This window comes from Planomicrobium sp. CPCC 101079, from assembly GCF_007859275.1.
Taxonomy (GTDB): domain Bacteria; phylum Bacillota; class Bacilli; order Bacillales_A; family Planococcaceae; genus Planococcus.
This window is the reverse complement of record NZ_VOHC01000007.1, coordinates 50,971-71,924: the sequence shown is the minus strand read 5'-3', so window position 1 is coordinate 71,924 and position 20,954 is coordinate 50,971. Positions and strand designations below refer to the sequence as shown.

The window sequence follows — 20,954 nt, the reverse complement described above, 5'->3', positions numbered from 1 at the left end:
CTGAAAAAGAGTCCAGTGATGATGGCAAAGAGGCCACACCCGTTCCCATCCCGAACACGGAAGTTAAGCTCTTTTGCGCCGATGGTAGTTGGGGGTCTCCCCCTGTGAGAGTAGGACGTCGCTGGGCATACAGAAGGCCAGAACCGATTTCGGTTCTGGCCTTTTTTGTGTTGTATGAGCGGTATTTTTTATGTCTTTGTTCGTAAACGAATCCTTTTACGAACAGCTTGAAAAGGATTTAAAGCATTTGAATGCAACCAATCAGAAAAACGCTGCCCAAAGGCAGCGTCAATAAATATCTTCATTCATCTCTGTAAGCAAGTCATCCTTATCCAGGAATTGCAGCTTCTCAATTTTTCCTTCTTCTGAGGCAATGGCTTCACCTTCGAAAGAATACGGTTGGACTTCTCCATTGGCGTTTTTATATTCCACTTGGAAAGTAAACTGATACATTTTCGGATTGTGTTCGTTCTGGCTGATCTTTATATCCGACGCTGCCAGTTCATATTCGCCATCAAAACCACTGTACATAAAAGCTGGTGTGGCATTTAAAAAATTGTCATAGCCATTCTCTGTGAAATAAGAAGCATACATATCAGCCATGTAGTTCAAATAATTTTGCCATACGGGCGTTTCTTGTAACGCATCAAACTCTTCTTGAGTTGTTGCCTTGTTTTGAGCTTCCATAGCGGCTTCCCATAATTCTCTATACGTCTCGTCTGGCCCATTGAATTCTTCTTCAATGACAGCTTGAATGGTTTCTTTGCTTTTTGCGACACCTGCCTCCTCACTTCCTACCGAGGCAGGTCCTTCATCTGAGCTAGTCCTTGTTCCTGTCGTCAAACCACCCTCTTCTTGAAGGATATTTTGTGAAAGGAACAGAACTCCGGCTACTAAAAGAATTGAGCACAGCACTAAACTGGAGGTGAATTTAAAGCCATTGAAAAATCGGATTTTGGATTCCTGCTTATCCAGGTTCGATAAAATCCGGGAGTGCAGCTTTGCTTTGTGTTTCTGGTTCCAAATGATATCCTGATCCAATTGTTTCAACTGATTGTCTAATGCCGTATAAGTGCCGTCAGTTTTTTTCATGGATAATTCCCTCCTTGTTTAATTGTTTTTCCAATGCGGAAAGGGCACGGGAAAGGGTGTTTTTCACTTTACTTTGGGACCAATTTAAAATTTCTCCGGTTTCTTGTATACTGAACTCCCTTATTTTCCTCAGGATAATGACCTCGCGATATGCACCTTTCAGCTGGCCTAATGCATGGTAAAGTTCTGTTGAGTTCTCTCTGATCTCCACCATTCCTTCAGGTAAAGTGCTCGTGTTTTTTCCGAGAAATACCAGCTCCTTTAAGAGTTCTAGGGGTTTTTGTTTTCGAATAAAATCAATGGTAAGATTATGGGCAATGCGAAAAAGCCAGGTTTTTCCGTTTGCCTTTCGTTCAAAGCTGTCATAATACTGGAATGCTTTAATAAACGTCTCTTGTGTTAAATCCTCCGCCTGTTGATGATCACGGACCATCAGCAATATATACCTGAATATCGAATCACTGTGCTGCTCATACCATTCAGTGATTTCGCTTTTTCTCTCGTTAGTCAAGGAATCTCGCCTCCTAATTTATGGTTTTTAACTGTTAGACGTAAACAAAAACCAAAAGTCGTGTTTTTTGATATTTATTTTAATTTTTCTTCCCTTTAATCGTTAGATGCAAGAAGTATGGATTTTTAAAGAGGATAGGCACTGTAAAGCTAAGTCAATTTCTGATGTTCCACTTTTAAAAGTACTCTTTTCAAATAGTCCAATAAACAAGTGAAGGAATAGGTTCATCGTTAAATCAATTGCGATTTTAAATGAATCAAAGGAGAAGACCAGGTTTACATATCAATGGATTATATGGAATCTCCTTAAATACTAATTATGTTAAACAATGCTGTTGACATTAGAATAAAAAAGAAATATTCTCAATCTTTATCTGTTCGTTTTAAATCACAAAAACGAATAGATAAAATCTCTTATAGCGATAATTTTTGTTGGAGAAGGGATGTCTTTAATTCCATTGACGATTAAACAATAAAAACGCCTTCGTATTGAAGGCGTTTCAATATGAGGTTTTATTATTATAGAAGGTATTAGGATAATCCATTCTGAGTCTGGTGTTTGTAGTAAAGCAACAAACACTGCTATTTCATGATTAAGCGGCAGTATTGTTTAGAGCAGTTTAATTTTGTATAACGGCAAACCTCTTGCAACTCACTTACTTCGTTTAATTGCCCAGAGACTACCTATAACATAGCAAAACAGTAGCATGGCCAGAAAAGTTAGCCAATTTACGAAAACGTCATTCGTATATGAATTCCATAAAGGAATGTCTTCTATTCTTGGATTGTATTCTGGAAGTTCTCTTGCCAGCTGTTCGCGAACCTGAAAAGCTGACCAAATTGTGTAAACAGCAATACAGAGAGCTAGGAATCCTGCCGAAACAAGAGTCGGAAGGAACCATTTCCGATTCTCCCTGTCTATGAGAAAGCGCATCAAATACTCAATCGTTCCGTAAATGAAAAAAGCAAGTAAAGGATAGCCCAACAGCACGAACATACTCCCTGGGTTCCCATTGCCTCCAGCATACCCGTCGCTGACATCGTAGGACAACCATTGGGTTAGAAGGACAATCGCAACCGAAGCGATGAACGAGAAGATATAGAGAATCAGGAGAAAAATACGCATTTGTTTGGACCATTCCCTTTCTCACTTTCTAGGATACGCATATATTCAGATATACTTGAAGTGTCCTCATTCACTTTATTAGAAGTGAATGTTTCCTCTTTTACGTTTTCTTTCGAGCAACTATAAAAATAGAGATGAAAACCTAGAAGTTAACAAGAGTTTCTTTAAAATGGTTGCTTTCTTTTATATTAGCTGGAAAATTTTGATAATATTAGTTTATCACAAGTCTCAATAGTTGAGAACATGCAGCTTTCTACAAGTATTTTTGAGACAGTTGCTTCATTATTTGATTTTCAAATAATGGTGGATAGTGATAAAAATAAATTCAAACCGTGTATAGACAAACAGTAGTGACAAATTCATTTGTAGGGTGATGAATCGATGATAGGAATAAGTATTGCAACGAAGTGGGAATATGAAGCGACATTGGAATACTTTAGCATAAAAGATAACGAACGTTTCGATTATCCTTATGGCGAGTATTTCACTAGGACAATGAATGATACTGAACTTATTTTTTATAGTACCGGAGTAAGAAAGGTAAACGGTGTTGGTGGTAATCAGTATATGATTTCTAAATTTAATTTAACCAAAGTAATCGTTGCTGGAACATGTGCAGGAATAGATGATCAGTTCAGTAATTTGGATATTTTTGTCCCCGATAAAGCTGTTCAATATGATTGCACAGTAAAAGAAATTGAGCCTTTTATTAAACAATCCTTCATAGTCGATATTGATTTATCAAAATATGGAAATGATTTTCATACAGGAACAATTGCCACCGCCGATAAAGCCGTAGTTATGTGGAAGGACTATTTAGAACTTAAAGAAAATGACATAACAATAGCCGATACAGAAGCGGGTGCAATTGCTTATATCTGCAAGAAGAATGATGTTGAGTGCATAATAATAAAAGGAATATCTGATTTTCCGACTGAAGAAAGTAATGCTGATGCATTCGAATCAAACTTGCAGCAAATCAATGTTTATTTAGAAAACACACCTAATGTTATGAACAAAATATTTGGCGAATATTTAAAAAGGTTTATTTAAATAGATGTTAAGGACGCTTTGGCATCAGAAGATGAAGAAGGGGTATACGATAAACCAGGAGAAGCTCAGAATGAAACCGAAAAGGTGCAGAGGCTAATTCCGCAAAAAAACCGTTAAATGAACAAGCGGGACTGATGAAGTGAAAATTCCTTTTTAAATATTCGGCAGTGAGTAGTTTCTAACTGTTAAAAACCTTTGAAAAGGAGGCGGCAAGAGATGAAGCCCTTGTATGTTTTATTGGGTATTTTATTCAATTTATTATTGGGCTGGTTGGCAATCTTCTTGCTTGGCCTCTGGGTGATCTGCTTTTTGTACATTGCGGAAGAATTGGGCTACACACTGGATCCGACACTGGATGAGGGGCTGCTTCCTGTCTTTCTGACTTTAGCCCTTTTCGCCAGTGCTCTTTATGGTTTGCTGGCTGCAATCGGCAACCGGTTCTTTCTGAAAAGATCGGAACTCTTAAAATCCAACTATACTTGGATGGCTTCTCTCCTTATTGTCCTGGTTCCCGTCTTATTCTACGGCTACTATTACCTCTCATAAGGAAGAGGGAGGCAAAAAATATAGCCTATAGCAACAAGGAATGGTTCGTCCTGTCCTTCCGCTGGTTTGTAAGGAATGAATTTGTAATGCTCTGGTGGAATGAAATCATTTTACCTTGTTGCTCGCAAATCGACTGTAAGCAATTCTTCTGAGCTAGCCCGACAATCTTAATTCAGCGAGTGTTTTTACTGCTCAAGAATCCAACTCTTATGAAGAGCAATGGTATTAGAATCCGCTGCTCTTTTCTTTGTGCGTAATCCTGTACTTTTACGAACGCTTCCACATGCACGAAAAATGAAATTAATTTTCCGAACATTGGAAACGGAAATAGAGAAAATACGTTATTATTAAGGCGATAGTTTTCCGATTCTTAAATATCAGGAGGATGAGGATGAATTCTTTTCAATCGACGTATAAAGCAGGGAACGCCAACATTGGTTTAAGCGCAGAAGTGCAGCGTTTGAAAGTGCAGGTCATGATGGGGTGGGAAAAGGAGTTCCGGAATCTGCAATGGTTCGGTTTACAGAACGGCATGCATATACTCGAAGTCGGTTGCGGTCCGGGATTTGCCACCGAGCAGTTGGCCCAGCGGTTGCCGGACAGCCAGATCACCGGATTGGATCTGGACGAGGATTTACTGAAGCAAGCGGAAGAGCTAATGAAAGAAAAAGGTCGAGAGAATGTGAATTTTGTACAAGCTTCCGTGTTTGATACGGGTCTTTCGGACAACAGCTATGATTTTGTCGTGGCGCGCATGCTCTTTCTTCATCTGCATAATCCGGAAGAGGCAGCTTTTGAACTTCATCGTGTATTAAAGCCGGGCGGGAAGCTGACCATTATTGATATTGATGCTGGCATTTTTGGTATCATCCAGCCGGATATTGAAGGGTTTCAGTCCATTACAAGGAAACTCACCGAAATGCAAAGCAATGCAGGCGGAAATCGGCTCGTTGGACGCAGTTTGCCGCGTCTCTTACGAAAGACAGGATTTACGGAAATCGAGCTGGAGACGGTGGCTGTCCATAGTGATCTGGCGGGCGTGGAAGGTTTTCAAACCCAGTTTGATCCGAAGCGGTTTGAAGGCTTTTACCGGAATGGGATCTTGACTGAAAAGGAGTTTTCGCATATCAGCAAAGTAACGGAAAGGCTGTCAGAAGACCCGGATTCATATGCGATGATGCTTTTTGTGATGGCATGCGGCATGAAGAGTTAAACTAGTCTGGCTATGGAGCTGCTAAATGCAAGGAAATCAGAATTACTATACATACCAGTAATCTTCAAAAGCAGAATAAAACCATCGGGAGAGAAGGGGCTGGAGGTGTAATCATGTGGTTCATATTAGGACTTATTGCCATAGCAACAACTTTTCTAAATCTATATCTGTATATAATGGGAAAAGATTATAAATTTGCGATGGCCATGGGGTTATCATTCACAGCACTAACACTTTGTGCAGAATACAGTCTTGTATCGGAATGGGTAAAAAGGCAAGATTGGTCAGCTGTAGGGGAAGTGCCTAATTTTGAAAGGGTGTTATGGTTTTTGACCATTGTTTCCATCCTGCTAAATATAGCACCTCTACTTTTAGCACGGAAAAAGAAGAAACAATGACTTATTATTGCATCACATATAATACGAAATTAGGGTGTTCATCATTAAATATAATTTACGAGTTGCACAGAGTAACTAGTATTAAATTTTAGTTTTTTATTTTCTTTTGCAGCATTTCTCTGCGAAAGAATTAGCTTGCATATCACCATATTACTGGAAGGGAAGAAGCTAGTTGAGCTTTTATCTTCTTATTTTGGACGAATATACTTTTCCGAATGGTTAATTATTCAAAATTCTCATATCCGTGATTAGATTGTCATATGACATACAGTTGCCACAGTAAGAATGGTAAAGTAAGTTCAACAAGATGAAAGAGGTGAAACGAACAATGAACGGATGTGTATGGCCGCAAAGCAGCGAACTCATGCAGGCTTACCATGATGAGGAATGGTGCAGACCTAGTTGGGATGATCGGTATATTTTCGAGATGTTAACGTTGGAGGGTGCACAAGCAGGCTTATCGTGGAGTATTGTTTTAGCAAAGCGCAAAGCTTACCAGGATGCTTTTCATCATTTTGACATAGGGTATTGCGCTGAGTTGAGTGATGAGGAGTTAGTAGCGATAAAAGAGAATTATCAGGTCATCAAGCATTTGTCGAAGCTTCAATCGGTTCGTACCAATGCGGAGGCGGTCTTGAGGATCCAAAAAGAATTCGGGAGCTTTGCTGACTTCTTATGGAGCTTTGTCAATTCTGAACCGATTATAAATAACTGGGAGAATGATGCTCAATTGCCTGCTCAAACCCCTCTATCCGTCCAGATTAGTAAAGAACTAAAAAAGAAGGGATTCAAATTTGTAGGACCGGTCACCACCTATTCTTTTCTGCAAGCGATTGGCATGGTAGATGACCATGTTCAATCCTGTGAATTTCATACTTCAAATAACTAATAGAAAAGGAGAAAGGGTGCGGAATTTAAGCAAGCAAACGACCGGTTAATCGAAATCAGAAAAACTTACTTTCCTTTTTCGTTGGAGGCGGACATCAATGGCAGAAACAAAAGAGAAGATTGAAACTGGAAACAAACCGAGTGCAATTCGAACGCCATTCTATTATGGTTGGCTGATTGTGATTATTGCCGGGCTTTCCCATTTTTTCTCGGGTCCCGGGCAGACGTTTTCGAATGCCATATTCATTGATTATTACATCCAGGAATTTGGCTGGAGCCGTTCGGTTGTTTCGGGCATCTATTCGGCCGCAACCCTCCTTGCCGGGTTTTCGCTGTTTATGGTCGGCCGGTTGGTCGATAAAATCGGCGCACGGAAAATGGCTGTCATCATTTCAGTTCTATTGGCGATGGCAAGTGTGTTCAACAGCTTTGTCGTCAACTGGGCGATGCTGTTCATCGGGTTCTTTGCAGTCCGGCTGTTCGGGCAAGGCTCAATGACGCTTCTTCCAAATTCGCTCGTCCCCCAGTGGTTTATCGGGCAACGCGGACGGGCCCTAAGCCTCGCGGCGCTTGGCGGAATGATCGGCTCAGCCGCCTTTCCGCTGATCAACGTTTGGATGATTGAAGCTTACGGCTGGCGCACCGCCTGGCAGATCCTTGGGGCCTCCATCATCATCATATTCACGCCGCTTGCTTTCCTGTTCATCCGAAACCGGCCGGAAGATATCGGATTGCGGCCGGACAACAAACCCGTTGGGAATGAACAAGAAGACCAAGCACAGCTAACTGCTGATATCAGCTGGACAGTGAACGAAGCGAAAAAGACGCGCTCGTTTTGGCTGCTGCTGTTTTGCGTAGCGGTTCCTGCACTGGTGAATACCGGCATGACGTTCCATCTGGTTTCCATCTTTTCGCTTCAGTCCCTTGCACCGGAAACAGCGGCGACAGTATTGAGTCTGATGGCAGTCATCGGTTTCCCGGTGACGTTTTTGGCGGGGTATCTCCTGGATAAAGTCCGGGTGCAGTGGATGCTGGCTGTGGTGTTTGCAGGGGAGTTGCTGTCGATTTTTCTGTTGAAAGAAACGACAGTCTATTCAACGGCGATTGTCTTTGCGGTTGTCTGGGGATTTATGCTGGGGATTGAACGGGTGACGCTTAGTGTGGTGTGGCCAAACTATTTCGGCAGACAGCATCTTGGCAGCATCACGGGAATTTCGATGGCTGTCATGGTTGTCGGCTCCGCACTCGGTCCGTTGCCGTTTGGTCTGTTCTTTGACCGGTTTAACGGCTATGATGAAGTACTGTGGGTCATTATGGTTTTTCCGCTGCTTGGAATCATTGCCTCTTTACTAGCGGCTCCACCGAAAAAAGCTTAAGTCAATCCAGAAGCTAATGATTTTAATTCTTAACATCAAGATTGGGTTAACTTTAAATGACAGCATGTTATATCATGATTGCCTCTAGCTATATCAATAGTGGGATTTCGGTATGCTATTAGGCGGATTAAGAATGGGATGGCAAGAAGAGCACGGAGAGAATAAATTTGTAAAAGCTTCGTTATAACATATAAATAGTTAAACAGGTGTCCTGTGATTCCTTTTATCTCGCAAAACCATAAAATTTACTCTATCTATTCTATAATGTCACGGTTTCATCCGTTGGCATTATGTACAGAAGATAGATCCACCTGTTTATGGTATTTCGCCATTCAACTGTTCCATTCCCATGGCATTAATAAGTAGGTCCGGTATAAAATAGAAGGAAATAGAAACTTGTAAAGGGATGGTACAGATCAAATGTTTTTTATTCAAACAAGATCTCTCATCGAGTTTGCTGATAAGGAAGTCAGATAAATGAAAAATATACTCTTCTTTACGCTGGGATTTCTATTTCTTGGAATAGGATTGGCTGGTGTTGTTCTGCCTTTGCTGCCAGGCGTTCCATTCATTTTGCTCGCATCTTTTTGCTTTGCAAAAGGTTCCAAGCGAATCGATCGATGGTTTAAAAGTACGACAGTTTATGACAAGTACGTAGAAGGGTTTCGACAGAACAGAGGTTTGACTCTTAAAGAGAAAATCCGCATCAATCTTATTGCCGACTTCTTTATCCTTTGTTCTGTGTATTTTGTAAATATTCTTATTATCCAGGTTATTTTGGTGTTGCTCGCACTGGTCAAGCATTACTATTTCATCAAAAAAATCAAGACGATCAAAACAAAAAAAAGTTGAAAAACATTCTTCATAAGCTTCACGTCGTTAGTGGGAAATAGCACTTTGTTAAAGTTACTTTGGGTTTCTAGCTACTTGAATGCTTTCAGGGACAAAATACCATTACAAGAGATAATAATAAAAGAAACGCAGCAGTTCATACTTTTAAAATGGGATTATTTTTATAAAAGAGTCAGATAGATGGCTCTGGTCTTTGAAAAGCTTGGGCAATATTTTTTTCATATTAGAAGTTTTATAAACTAACAGTGAGAAGGAGTTGAAGTCATAAAATTTTTGCTTACATCTGCAGGAATCATCAATAAAAGCATACATAATGCGCTGGTTAAAATGCTGGGAAAGCCGATTGCTGACTCTAACGCTCTGTGTATTATCAAGAGAATAGACTAAGCCCAAGTGTTACTTCCACTATACTTTGCAATGATTCTAACCATTATCTTGCACTGAAAAGTGGATGTAGATCAACCAACGTTCGTAACAAGTTATAAGACATTTACGAACGTTTTTTTTGTGGTCTTTTTGAGGTTTTCGCAGTGCTCTTAAACGTGTACTTTTAAGACCGGTTTTATTTCCAATATTAACTAGCTATTTCTTTTGTCGCTACGTATATTTTAAGGAATAGCCTTACTGTCCGAGTGAAGGAAGAAGGTCAACAAAAAGCATTAAGGAGTTAGATAGTAAAATGAAAAGCAATAATAAGTTAAAAAATCCTTCAAAAAAATATATTGATTTAGTAAACGAAGGTTATCCTTCACCTGGATTATTTCCGAAAAAGAAAAAATTAAGAGCGATAGAGTTCTTTAAAAGTAACTTGAATGATGAAGAATTTGTAACAGAAGAATTAGCTAGTGGCTATATCTTAGTCGGTTATTTATATCAGGAAATTAAAGACTATGAAAGTGCTTCATTTTATTTTGATAAAGGTTACAGCTTGGGGAAAGGGGTTCTATTTTCTTACGATTCTGGTTTGAAAAAAATATTAAAAACTTATTTAAGAGCGCACCGAAAAGATTTATATGATTATTGGCGTTCAGATTTTTTAAAGCGAAGTCAGTACGATAAAAAATTTAATAGATTGATGAACTCATAATTGCTTATGCCAATCGAATACAATGATGCTATTTATAACGGCAGGTGGATTAAAGCAATAGCTAACGATCTGGAGGAAATGAAGAAAGCCTAGGCATAATCTAAATGGAAATTTTAGGGGAGGGAATAGGGTTTGAATGTAACTTAAGTGCAGTTAAGTTACATTCAAAAACTCCTGAAACATAAAAGTTGAATAAGCGAAATAGGATGGGAGGGAATCAAAATGAAGAAGGACCTGGAAGAACTTATCGTGAAATCTTTCTTTGATAAACATGTACAGGAACGAGTTCTTTATGAACTGTTCAAGCCAGAGAAAAGAGATCTTGCCCTAGATCGGCTTTGCCACTCGTATAAGAGGATGTTAAAGACAAAGTATATGTTCGAAATTCCACCTCCGAATTCCGATCCATCAGACATTTTTGAGCTACTTAAAAGAAATAAGGCGGAGAAAATGTGTTACTCCCTCTCGTTCAATAAAGACATCGATGGTAAAGAAATGCCACTGCAGGAAGCTTTAAAGCACGCTGTCGGTTTTGGATTTCCTTCAATCATCTCCTGCCGTCCCGGAGAATTAGCCTACTTTGAAGCTGAACAAGCGTATGGAGCTCCCCCAAGATATCTCTTAAAAACACCTAAGTATGAGTTGTAAAACAAACTTTTGAATGTAACTTACTGTGAATTAAGTTACATTCAACTTACCCATATTTAGGGAAAGAAGAGAACAAGAAAAAAGGAGTGATGAAACGATGAAGTTAACTGAGAAAGAAGCCTACCAAGCAATGTTTATTTTCTTAGACAATTTCTACTCATCGACAGATTCCGATGAACTTGGATGGATGTTAGGGAGTATGTCATTTTTAGAGGATGGGGGCACAGCTGATCCCGCTATGTGGGAAATATGGTTGGAAAGCATTGAGAAAATGAAAAATGCAGATGATGATGATTTTAAATTAAAACTTTTTAAAGAATAACTAGTTTTCTCGAAAATGATGAGCCGATATTGCTTTATATAATCTTTTACGGCTGAACCATTTGTCGAACTAAAACTGAATGTAACTTAATAGCAATTAAGTTACATTCAGTTCTGCAATTTCTTTAGGTACAAAACGGAAGACCAAAAATGGAGGTGCAACGGATGGAATACAGTGGTGGCTATTTTCTTCTTTCTGCAGCAAGCGCCAATCAACCCTTTTACCTCACCCAAGTGAAAGATGGCGGATTCCACGTCGAAAAGCTGATTTCGATGGATGAGGAAGTAGGCGGTGTTTTTCCCAACATTTTTGACATTTGGGCAGGCCGAAAGTCTAAAAGGCCGACACCCGTCTTATCCAAATCGGTGCTGGATAAGGTCTTGGTATCCATGGTATTTGGTACGCTGGAAGACGCACTGGAAGGCTATCGGGAAGCAAGACCCCAGGATCCATCGGTGAGTCTGATCGGCATTAGCCTTGACGAGAAGCATCTTCCGGACTTTCATGACTGGCGGGACCCTATCAATGACGAAACTGGAGACGGGGAGGGAGTCGTCTACTGCTTGAAAAAAAATCAACCTCCCAACAGCGGTGGGATATTCGCAGGGTACGACATTGCAGGCTATGAGTTGGGTGGACGGTTTCTCTCTTTCTTGGGTAATCATCTTTTCGAGGATTTTCTGGCACTTGATCCAACCCTTTCAATCAATAAATACGGTTTGTTTCCGGAACGGCTGAAGGCCGAAGAGCTTGCTCGTTATACGAATGATGTGCTCAAGGACCTGGTAGGAGCGGAAGAAGACTTGATGTGGCTGCCATGGAAAATAACAATTTATGAAGGCTTTTAAACTGAACAAAATCTTTTGTTTTTGAATGTAACATAATGCTAATTCAGTTACATTCAGATTCCTCATTCCATTGACTTAATCAGAATGCGAAGCGAAAGTGAACTTACTAGAAAAAATGATACATTCAAAAGACTATTCTATACGGTTTCAGAATTGTAATTGTGTAGTACATATATTTACATAGCAAGACTTATCAAGAGAAGCATCTTCATTTGAAGTTTCTTCTCTTTTTTGTTCGTAGAAGTGTACTTTTACAAACGCCTTAAATAAAAAAAGAAATCCAGGTACTCTATAACGATGGAAATAAATGCTAATATGAATGTGGTGTGAAGATTTCAAAGAATATAATTATCAAAAAAATCGCCTAGAAACGACTGGTGGGAAAATTAGTTAAGGAGTGATGACATGGGCATCAAAGAGATTATGGAGGCAGTTCTAAAAGTGGTGGATAGCAACAGCGAACGGCTGTTAATTCTAGAGGACGGGGCAATTATCAGGAGTACCAGCACGGTTAATCCCCCTGCCGAAGAAGCGGCCATCGCTGAGTTTGAACGACAGATTGTCCATCAACTGCCAAAGGACTATCGGTCTTTTCTGCTGAAATACAACGGAGCATGGATCTTGCAACTCGTTACGGATTTAGGAGGCAAAGGCGGAGGCGGATTGCAGGTGTTTTCTGTCGAGGAACTGCGAGAGAATCTCTATTACATGGAAGTGTACCCTGGTTTCTTGCCAATTGGATTCGTTTATGACCACTACTTGGCCATCAGTCTGGAAGCGATTGAGAAAGAAGATCCCAATTACCTTTACCGAATTGATAACGATGACGGGCCAACGGCGTTGACCCTGAACTTCCACCTGTTTCTGGATCGCTTTGTGGTGGCTCAAGGGGCTCCATTTTGGCAATGGCCGATTTACAATGCGGCTAGCCGCTATTACTTGGAGGGCGATGAATAAACCAATCACAGGCACTTTTCAAATAGCAGGTGCTTATAAGGTTTACATATCATGTGGTTCTCGGCAGATGTTTCTTTAGATTAGAGAACAGTTGAGAGGTGGCCGCCTTTAAGAACCCATTAATTTAATGATCTGACCAATGTTACACTTTCTGTTAAGGAGCGGGCCGGAAGAATTCATCCATCACTTCAAGCGTCAGGCCATAAACGATGATAGCGATCGGCAATAAATTCACAAGGATGGCAAAAATTCTTTTGGCGAGATGTTCTTTGCTGAACAGCGATACAATGCTGAAGGGAAGGGCAAACAAAGAAGCGAGTGAAGAGATCAACACAGGGGCAGCCAACAGGGAATGTGCGCTCTCATTCGACGTACTTAGTGAAAGAAATATAGAGATGGGAAACACAAGTGCGGTAAACAAGGCGATATAGAACGAAATCGTCGTGAACAGCTTTAGATTTTCTCTTGCCAAAATTTTCACCTCGCTTCTTGAAATGTATTATATCGTTAAAAGGGATTAAGTGGAAGACAACAGGGAGAACTGATCAGAGCTGTTGTTGAATGGCGACTCCACCTGGAAGATCATCAGTACAGCACCCGAGCCTCTTTTCTTTTAGCTTCGCATAAGTATTATTTTCCTGGAAAGCAATCCATAAGACGGCGAAGGTGAGGAGCGATTCATTCTGCAACACGAATAAGGAGACTGTCCTCGTCAGCAAATAAGGTATGTTGATGAATCAAGCAGAACAAAACAAGAAACTTGGCATTGTTCAGGGGGATTTTTTGTTTCCATCTGCTGTTCAGCCTAAGCAAGCCCGTGACTTTTTTAGGAGGGAAATTCCAATCCCTTATCGAATGTATAGATAAGCATAATCGAGCATATCGAATAGGGGGAAAAGCCATGAAAGAAGAGGGAGCTATGCGTTCCTGGGCAGAAGAGTTGGAGTTGGAAAATCAGCTGTATACTTCCCAGCTGAACCATTTTGAAAGGAACCGGGCAGAATTGAACCTGAAGAAACTGATTCTGACCGAAATAATGGTAAGTCATCGAGACGATTCCACCTACAACTCCGAAACATTCAAAGCCCATTTTCGCCTCGATCAGATTGCAGCAAAATTAAAGCACCTTCAGTCGGAGGAGCAAGTGAAGATGGAAGAAGAGCTGCTCCAAAAACTTTACTACAACACCCTTGTGCTGGATCGAATAAAAACCATCTCCCGATAACGCACGTCTTTATCGATTTGCCTGTTTCTCTTGGAATTTCTTTCATACTTGATCCTGCTTGCTCGGTTATATATCATCACTTTTCGGAAGGGAAGAAGCTAGTTAAGCTTTTCTCTTCTTTTTGTTTGAATAAGTATACTTTAACGAACAGTTTTGCTAGCTAAATTGTGCTAATCCTTTAGCTGTAATCATTCTACGTTGTGATTAGCAGATCAAGTGTAAATTCTTTTAGCGAATGGGCTTCATATAGACTGTGTCGAAAAATTTACATATATTGTATGATTAAAACAGAATAAAAAGAAAACAAGAAAATGGGGATGGAAGATGTGGAAAGAAATAATGGTCGAGACCGAAAGAGGGAGCTTTGAGGTTTTTGAAAAAGGAATAGGCGAACCATTAGCTGTCACGCACCTCTATAGTGAATTTAATCATAAGGGCAATTCAATGGCCGCCGCTTTTACGGATGATTATCACGTTTATTTGATTAACCTGCGCGGTGCCGGTCGTTCTGTTGGTGCCAATGCACCATGTGAATACAGCATGGACGAAACTGTGAAAGATCTGGAAGCCATCAGAAAAGCACTTAACTATAAAAAGTGGGCTTTTGCGGGGCATTCTACAGGTGGGATGCTGGCCTTGAAATACGCCATTCACTATCCGGCATCGCTCATTAAAATTATCGCCGGCGGTGCGGCAGCGAGCAACGAATATGGAGAGGACGAGAACAGCATCTATTGCCGGAAAAATCCGCATTATAACCGGATTCTCGAAATTATGGACTTGCTGAATGATCCTGCAACTCCCTCGGAAATGCGCCAAGAGATAAGTTACGAATGGGCCAAGATGTCGTATCGCTCAGAGGAGAAATTGAAGCAATCGATGAAAAAGCCGAACAGCGGCAAAACCGTCGGTCCGCGTTTGAATTATTTCAGTAAACACGAATACCCAACTTATGACATCCGTGAGCAGTTAAAAGCAATTCACCTTCCAAGTTTCATTTATTCCGGGAAATACGATGCGCAATGCCCTTTAAGGTTCAGCGAGGAAATTGCCGAATTGATCCCAAGGGCAGCATTTACTATTTTTGAAGAAAGCAACCACAACCCTTTTTCAGAAGAGGAAAGCAAGTTCAGGGAATTTGTCAAAGGAACTTTATGAATGAAGAGGGTTCGGGGGGAACAGGAATGAATGATAAACAGAAACTTTCATCTTGTATACAAATAAGATCAATAGCCATAAATGATTTTGAAGCGGTTTTAAAATGGAGCAAAGACGACTCCTTTTGTTTTGCCAATGGATGGGAGATAAATAGAAAACCTGAAGACTTGTATAGATGGTGGCTTTTGTGTGTTAACAATGTAGCGAACGACTTTATCCGTATGGGAATAGAATATAACGGAAAATTAGTCGGATATGCAGATATGGCCAGCATTAAAGACCAGACTGCGGAATTAGGCATTGCTATAGGGGAAAGCGGGTTATGGGGAAAAGGAATTGGATTTAATGCTGCCAATTGTATGTTGAAGTTTGCAGCAGATAAATTAGGAATTACGATTTTTACAGCAGAAACAAATGAAGCAAATTTACGTTCACGAAAAATACTTGAAAAGATTGGGTTTAAAGAAATCAGCAGAGTAGGAAGTGAAGAATACTTAGGAATGGTTGGCTCGCTTATACAATATAGATTAGAGGTATAATGGGGGAGTTACGAATTTAATATTTCCGTTTCTTTCAGAAAATAGCATTCAGATCTAAATCAAATCTTATAAATACTAGCTTGACTCTTACTTAATAAGATATGCTTATAAATTGCTTGAGGTGTAATTATAGACAAAGTTGTATAGCAAGTTTACATATTAAGACTTTATCGGAACTACTCTGAAAATAGGATTGCAATAAAGGAGAAAAAGAAGTAGTTTAAAGCTTCTTTTTCTCCTTTTCAGTTGTGTAAGAGCGTTTTAATGTTTGCTTAGTAAGAAGTGACAGTGTTCTTTCTTGCTTCAGAAAAAATTGAAAATATTGGGGTCAAAACCAGCTTGGCATCCGTCTAATCTATAGGAAAGGAGTGGCAAAGGAACATGGACAAGAACAGGACCAGTGGCTTGCAGCCTTTAGAAGTTGAACATATATTATTAAGCAAATTAATGAATGAGCATGGTCCAGAGTTAAAGCGGATTGCCTTCCTATACATAAATGACATAACAGAGTCAGAAGACATCGTCCAAGAAGTCTTTATCAGCTGTTATCAACATTTGGCCAGTTTCCGAAACGAAGCTGATTATAAAACTTGGTTGATTCGGATCACCATCAATAAATGCAAAGACCACCGAAGGTTATGGGGTATCCGGAACTTAGTCTATAGACCGATCCATCAATTAGTAAAGAAAAATGAGTCGGCTGAGGCCACTCATCTGGACCAGCAATTTTCTTCAGAACTAATTGAACAGATCTCAAAGCTGTCTTCTAAATATAAGGAAGTTTTAATTCTTTACTACTATCTGGAACTAACAATGCAAGAAATCAGCGAGGTGTTGGAGATTAGTATCAATACAGTGAAATCACGATTATTGCGTGGAAAAAAATCGTTGAAAACGCGACTGGGAAGGAGCGAGCAGCATGGACAAGTTTGACCATGAAGTGAGAGAACAACTGAAATCTTTTCTGCAAGAAAAGATTCAATTTACGTCTGAAGAAAAGGAACAGGTTCACGAGAGAATACTAAGTAAAAAGAGTAAAGGCTTTCAATTCAATCCAGTTTATTGGTCCGTTTTAACAGCTGCAATCGCCCTATCGTTGTTTTTTAGCTTTTTCTATTTGACAGATTTCATGAAAAACCCTTCTTCAAATGAACAGACAGGTTCAGTGAATGGAGGAATCGTCGATACAATGGGAGAACAAAAAGAAGTTTATTCGGGAAAACCTTTGCACATTGCTGTAATCGGCGAAATTCCGATCGTTACTTCCGGCCAGGTGACTTTTAACCAAGTAGAGTCAGAAGCGCTAAAAAATAATTTACAGGCATACGATGCCTTTTTTGTGACCGATGAACATTTCGAGGAGTTGGCTACGGATGAATGGACAGACACTTTTGAACGTATGCCGGTGCCTGTCTTCTTTATCGGACTTGACGTCCAAGCCTTTATCTTTCATGAAAATGATTTGGATTACAAAAGCCATAAATATGAAGCGAATTCACACACACAAGGTTTTGTGGGAGAAAAGGCTGGTGGAAAGAGCTGGGAATATGGAGACCCTATAGAATCCACAAATCCAGGTGACACTCCGAAAGAAATATTTGCGTTGATTTTCGAAGATATCGAAGAATTTCAAACAAATAAAAAAGAGTAATAAGCAGAAGAAAGCTTTAGTTAACTATACATGCTGGTAAAGAAGGTGAATTTTTTGAAATGTGATTTCCAGCGTTTTTCAATGCAGAACCTCCTAATCGCTGCACTAATAAAATCTTAATTAAAAGAAGTAGGAGTGGATTAAGTGGATATAACATGTTTAGGATGTTCGTTAGCCAACAAAGAGTTGCCGGTAAATGTAGTTTATGAAAATGATTATGTTACTTGTATACTGGATCATGACCCTTTTAATGAAGGCCATACTCTAATACTTCCGAAGAAACATTTCCGCTATGTAGATGAATTTGATACGGAAACTGCAATTGCAGTTCTTAAGGCTTCGCAGTTACTTACAAAAGTGATTAAGAAATTGTATGACCCTTATGGAATAACGATTTGTCAAAATGGCGGTGGGGTCGATGATTTAACTCATTACCACATGCATGTAGTGCCTAGAAAAGAAAACCAAGACTTTTCCAGCTTTTTTAATGATGAAATCTGGGAAAATGACCATCTTAAGAAGAAGCTTTCGATTACTAGAAATGAATTGATTATTGCTCTGATGGCACAACTTTCACCACAAACATAAGTTACTAGTTTGCAAATCAGTAGTTATTGGATGGAGAGAAGTTAAAGATATAACTTCTCTCTTTTCTTTTGTTCGGCTAAGTGTAATTTTGCGAAAGGAAAGAAATTTTTTTACTTCTATTCCTTAAATCAGCAATTCGAGACTATCACCAACTTACCAAGAACCAGTGCCTTCCATATTGAGCAGCGTTTTTCTTGTAGGCATGTGCCCACTTTTCATTTATTAATGGGATTGGGAAGAATTAAAAAGGAGTTTTATTCAATTTAAGTAAATTTTGTTATACTCAATTTATATAGTATTGATATTGATGACAGGGAAGTCCGTGATGGCTGGAACTATTCATTCACTTAACAGTTGGGAGATATTAAGTGGGAAATAATATTAATGGGATTGTAAATATTAAACTATGGCCTTTTATGCCGCTGGTCGTGACATGGAGTGTCCTTGACCTACTGCTGCGGCCACAAGTGAATCATGGATTCAGCGACTTCTTATTCGATATAAGCCTTTATCTTTTTGTTTTATTGTGGATCTGCATTCAGTTGTCTAAACACGAAGTAGGCCTCTCCGGAATCAGCAAAACTCCAGCAGAAATTCCGTGGAGGCATATCCTGTTCTTCGTCCCTTTGACAAAAGTGACCGCAAGCATTTTATTGATGACACTAGGAGTGGGAATCGTCTATCTGTTTCCAAGCCTCTTGGATATGGCAGCAACAAGTAACAGTACGGAAACGCCGTTGCTGCCGATGGAAGTAGTTTATCGATTCTTGCTGGTGATTGTCATTGGCCCGATTGCGGAAGAGTATTTTTTCAGAGGTGTCATGCTGAATAAGTGGAAAATAAAGTTCGGGCTATTTCGTGGGCTACTGCTTACCTCTTTGGTCTTCGCTGTTATTCATCCATTAAGCTTTATCGGCGCGTTTTTAATGTCTATGCTGTTTTCCATTCTTTATCTTAAGACTGAACGGATGCTGGTAGCGATTATCGCTCACGCTTTTGGTAATCTGATTGTCTTCCTGACCGAGTTATTCGTGCTCCCGCTATTTGGTACAGACACAGATGGAGCACAGTCAGTTTCAGAAGTTCCAACGACCGGGCACTTGATTGCTGCGAGTTCATTGGCGCTTTTATTTCTGGCCGTTACTGTCTATGGACTGTATAAAATCTATCCAAAGAAAAACAGAAAGGCATTCAATCCAATTTAATGCAGGCTGCATTGATTATAGAACAAACACACGAACAGCCTTCCTGCAACTGGAAGGCTGTTTCATTGGAGAATCTTAGCTCATAGAACGTTTAGCGCAAAGGAAGGCTTTGTATAGAAAAATTTCTCTTTTTGTTCATGAAAGCGAACTTTCATGAACGCTTTGTTTCAGAAGTATCTTTGTAATGTAAAGGATTATTAACCTGTTATGCATCGTTAAGATGGATTCCAAATTTCATATACGAATCATAAAAGCATTGATATACTAAAATATAGAAGAGAAGGAGGAGATTGGGATAAGTATCCTTTCGAAAGCTTTGTTAGTAGCCATTGCTATATATGGCATTTATTTCACTGCTGGTTTTGCAGTAGGCTACATAAAAACAATGAATACTAAACCAAATGGGGAACCAGCTTGGGCGAACGCAGAAAATCTGCCAAGCGAAGTTGCTATCGGCCATGCGCCTTCTCCTTTTCTGTATCAGGGATAGGAATACAAGCAAAGCTATTTGAAAAGGGGAATTTCAGTTATGAAAGTGGCATGGACAGTATATATAATCGGATTAGTTCTTGTAATAATATATTTTAAAACAGATTCCACACTAGCCTTTGTAATCGGATGTGGGCTGCAGCTTATAGGATTTATCATTCAAACAATTACCAAAAAGAAAGTTTACAATAATTAATTTAAAATAAATGGTTGGTAGTTCGGAATATACTGATTGCTAACAGTAAATTTAGGAGTGACGAAAACGTGCCCGGTATTGAAAAAGTAATTGAAATACATGAACAAGTGTTGTCTGTTTCAGATGCACCGCCTGCAATAATTGGCGGGCTAATATGGGTTTTCCTTACAATTGCATTTGTAGTTTATCTACTAAAAGAAAAAAGAATTTTTCACTTCAGGAATGGGTTTTCAACGGTGTTATTCTTGGTATAGTACTGTTGGTTGTAGGTGGTCTATCTTTTACAATTAAGGACTATGATTTTTCGATCAATGAAAAACAATGGAAAGAAAGTTATCTGGATCCTTATATAAAAGCACTGCCTGAAAATAAGGAGTATGTGGAAGACTTTTCACAAATAGTAACTGGTGAAGAAGATGCAATTAAATCTATCTACATAAACGATAAAGTAAAACCTATAACAGTTGAAATCATTACGTTGAATAAAGAAAACGAACTCACAAAAAAAACACCAGTTCAAGTAGTTCTTCAAAAAGAACCTATAAAAAACCCATACTTAACCTATAAAACCATAGAAAAAGATATATCAAGCGAATATACAACTAAACAAAATTACGAAACAATTTTACATATACCTGAAGACTATAAGGTTATAGCTCCAACAAAGTAAATATTTTGTATAACATAACGTGGAGTTTCTCGACAGACAAGAAGCCGACAGTAAGCTGTCGGCTTCTTGTTGTCATAGGAGTTTCACCTTAGTGCGTCATCTCCTAGTTTAGTTCTATAATTTTCAATCACATTGACATACTGGCCATATCAAAGAAAAAATCATCCATTCAAAAGCTTGCTCTTTAAGGGTGTAAAGCTCGAATTTCAAAGGATGTGGTTTTCATATCGGCTGTTAGGAGAAGGCACAAGAATACAAAAAGAGAGGAGAAGCTGATTGCAGCACATTTTCTCTCATTTTATTTATAAAGTGCCCTA

The 20,954-nt window shown here is 39.4% G+C and carries 23 protein-coding genes, 1 rRNA gene and 1 pseudogene; 22 read left to right on the top strand and 3 right to left on the bottom strand.

The window, feature by feature from the left end:
• The first annotated feature begins 11 nt into the window (after nucleotides 1-11).
• Nucleotides 12-127, top strand: a 5S ribosomal RNA gene (rrf, locus tag FQV28_RS03390).
• 161 nt (nucleotides 128-288) lie between these two features.
• Here the strand turns inward: rrf and FQV28_RS03385 are convergent.
• Both FQV28_RS03385 and FQV28_RS03380 read right to left on the bottom strand, forming a co-directional pair.
• On the bottom strand, nucleotides 289-1,092 hold the full coding sequence (locus FQV28_RS03385; RefSeq protein ID WP_146494191.1) for a hypothetical protein: 804 nt from the start codon (nucleotides 1,090-1,092) through the stop codon (nucleotides 289-291).
• Nucleotides 1,079-1,603 (bottom strand): RNA polymerase sigma factor, encoded by a 525-nt coding sequence (locus FQV28_RS03380; protein ID WP_146494190.1) that lies wholly within the window; start codon nucleotides 1,601-1,603, stop codon nucleotides 1,079-1,081. The genes FQV28_RS03385 and FQV28_RS03380 overlap by 14 nt, the downstream gene beginning before the upstream one ends.
• A 1,506-nt stretch (nucleotides 1,604-3,109) precedes the next feature.
• Here FQV28_RS03380 and FQV28_RS03375 point away from each other — a divergent pair.
• The 13 genes and pseudogenes from FQV28_RS03375 (at nucleotide 3,110) to FQV28_RS03315 (ending at nucleotide 12,916) form a co-directional block, all read left to right on the top strand.
• Nucleotides 3,110-3,781 carry a 5'-methylthioadenosine/S-adenosylhomocysteine nucleosidase family protein gene (locus tag FQV28_RS03375; protein ID WP_146494189.1) on the top strand — a complete coding sequence of 224 codons (672 nt, stop codon included), beginning with the start codon at nucleotides 3,110-3,112 and terminating at the stop codon, nucleotides 3,779-3,781.
• A gap of 216 nt (nucleotides 3,782-3,997) precedes the next feature.
• Entirely contained in the window at nucleotides 3,998-4,327 is a 330-nt protein-coding gene (locus FQV28_RS03370; RefSeq protein ID WP_146494188.1) for a hypothetical protein, read from the top strand.
• Nucleotides 4,328-4,718: 391 nt separating this feature from the next.
• Complete coding sequence (locus FQV28_RS03365) at nucleotides 4,719-5,540, top strand: class I SAM-dependent methyltransferase (RefSeq protein ID WP_146494187.1); 822 nt, start codon at nucleotides 4,719-4,721, stop codon at nucleotides 5,538-5,540.
• A gap of 113 nt (nucleotides 5,541-5,653) precedes the next feature.
• Entirely contained in the window at nucleotides 5,654-5,938 is a 285-nt protein-coding gene (locus tag FQV28_RS03360; protein WP_146494186.1) for a hypothetical protein, read from the top strand.
• 328 nt (nucleotides 5,939-6,266) lie between these two features.
• Nucleotides 6,267-6,827, top strand: a complete 561-nt coding sequence (locus FQV28_RS03355; RefSeq protein ID WP_146494185.1) for a DNA-3-methyladenine glycosylase I — start codon at nucleotides 6,267-6,269, stop codon at nucleotides 6,825-6,827.
• A gap of 97 nt (nucleotides 6,828-6,924) precedes the next feature.
• Nucleotides 6,925-8,202, top strand: coding sequence for an MFS transporter (locus tag FQV28_RS03350; RefSeq protein WP_146494184.1), 1,278 nt, complete (start codon nucleotides 6,925-6,927; stop codon nucleotides 8,200-8,202).
• Nucleotides 8,203-8,679: 477 nt separating this feature from the next.
• Nucleotides 8,680-9,054, top strand: a complete 375-nt coding sequence (locus tag FQV28_RS03345) for a YbaN family protein (RefSeq protein ID WP_146494183.1) — start codon at nucleotides 8,680-8,682, stop codon at nucleotides 9,052-9,054.
• A 264-nt stretch (nucleotides 9,055-9,318) separates the two neighbouring features.
• Nucleotides 9,319-9,423 (top strand): annotated as a pseudogene (locus FQV28_RS19425) (Type 1 glutamine amidotransferase-like domain-containing protein); the annotation flags it as partial.
• A 310-nt stretch (nucleotides 9,424-9,733) separates the two neighbouring features.
• On the top strand, nucleotides 9,734-10,141 hold the full coding sequence (locus tag FQV28_RS03335; RefSeq protein ID WP_146494182.1) for a hypothetical protein: 408 nt from the start codon (nucleotides 9,734-9,736) through the stop codon (nucleotides 10,139-10,141).
• Between the two features lie 222 nt (nucleotides 10,142-10,363).
• Nucleotides 10,364-10,789: a hypothetical protein gene (locus FQV28_RS03330; RefSeq protein ID WP_146494181.1), complete on the top strand. Its 426-nt coding sequence runs from the start codon at nucleotides 10,364-10,366 to the stop codon at nucleotides 10,787-10,789.
• 97 nt (nucleotides 10,790-10,886) lie between these two features.
• Nucleotides 10,887-11,111, top strand: coding sequence for a hypothetical protein (locus FQV28_RS03325; RefSeq protein WP_146494180.1), 225 nt, complete (start codon nucleotides 10,887-10,889; stop codon nucleotides 11,109-11,111).
• 164 nt (nucleotides 11,112-11,275) lie between these two features.
• The gene (locus FQV28_RS03320) at nucleotides 11,276-11,959 is read left to right on the top strand and encodes a hypothetical protein (protein WP_146494179.1); all 684 of its coding nucleotides are present in this window, start codon (nucleotides 11,276-11,278) and stop codon (nucleotides 11,957-11,959) included.
• Nucleotides 11,960-12,364: 405 nt separating this feature from the next.
• Entirely contained in the window at nucleotides 12,365-12,916 is a 552-nt protein-coding gene (locus FQV28_RS03315) for an SMI1/KNR4 family protein (RefSeq protein ID WP_146494178.1), read from the top strand.
• Between the two features lie 154 nt (nucleotides 12,917-13,070).
• On the opposite strand, the gene FQV28_RS03310 is transcribed toward FQV28_RS03315, so the two are convergent.
• Nucleotides 13,071-13,388: a 2-acyl-glycerophospho-ethanolamine acyltransferase gene (locus FQV28_RS03310; RefSeq protein WP_255472787.1), complete on the bottom strand. Its 318-nt coding sequence runs from the start codon at nucleotides 13,386-13,388 to the stop codon at nucleotides 13,071-13,073.
• A gap of 429 nt (nucleotides 13,389-13,817) precedes the next feature.
• Between FQV28_RS03310 and FQV28_RS03305 the strand changes: the two genes are divergently transcribed.
• From FQV28_RS03305 to FQV28_RS03270, 8 genes are all read left to right on the top strand, one after another.
• Nucleotides 13,818-14,141 (top strand): hypothetical protein, encoded by a 324-nt coding sequence (locus FQV28_RS03305; RefSeq protein ID WP_146494177.1) that lies wholly within the window; start codon nucleotides 13,818-13,820, stop codon nucleotides 14,139-14,141.
• 324 nt (nucleotides 14,142-14,465) lie between these two features.
• Nucleotides 14,466-15,299: an alpha/beta fold hydrolase gene (locus FQV28_RS03300; protein ID WP_146494176.1), complete on the top strand. Its 834-nt coding sequence runs from the start codon at nucleotides 14,466-14,468 to the stop codon at nucleotides 15,297-15,299.
• 26 nt (nucleotides 15,300-15,325) lie between these two features.
• Entirely contained in the window at nucleotides 15,326-15,838 is a 513-nt protein-coding gene (locus tag FQV28_RS03295) for a GNAT family N-acetyltransferase (RefSeq protein ID WP_146494175.1), read from the top strand.
• Between the two features lie 381 nt (nucleotides 15,839-16,219).
• Nucleotides 16,220-16,771, top strand: a complete 552-nt coding sequence (locus FQV28_RS03290) for an RNA polymerase sigma factor (RefSeq protein WP_146494174.1) — start codon at nucleotides 16,220-16,222, stop codon at nucleotides 16,769-16,771.
• The gene (locus FQV28_RS03285) at nucleotides 16,758-17,489 is read left to right on the top strand and encodes a hypothetical protein (protein ID WP_146494173.1); all 732 of its coding nucleotides are present in this window, start codon (nucleotides 16,758-16,760) and stop codon (nucleotides 17,487-17,489) included. The genes FQV28_RS03290 and FQV28_RS03285 overlap by 14 nt, the downstream gene beginning before the upstream one ends.
• 144 nt (nucleotides 17,490-17,633) lie before the next feature.
• Nucleotides 17,634-18,077 (top strand): HIT family protein, encoded by a 444-nt coding sequence (locus FQV28_RS03280; RefSeq protein WP_146494172.1) that lies wholly within the window; start codon nucleotides 17,634-17,636, stop codon nucleotides 18,075-18,077.
• A 368-nt stretch (nucleotides 18,078-18,445) separates the two neighbouring features.
• On the top strand, nucleotides 18,446-19,282 hold the full coding sequence (locus FQV28_RS03275) for a CPBP family intramembrane glutamic endopeptidase (RefSeq protein WP_146494171.1): 837 nt from the start codon (nucleotides 18,446-18,448) through the stop codon (nucleotides 19,280-19,282).
• A gap of 839 nt (nucleotides 19,283-20,121) precedes the next feature.
• Nucleotides 20,122-20,637 (top strand): hypothetical protein, encoded by a 516-nt coding sequence (locus FQV28_RS03270; RefSeq protein ID WP_146494170.1) that lies wholly within the window; start codon nucleotides 20,122-20,124, stop codon nucleotides 20,635-20,637.
• Nucleotides 20,638-20,954 lie beyond the last annotated feature (317 nt).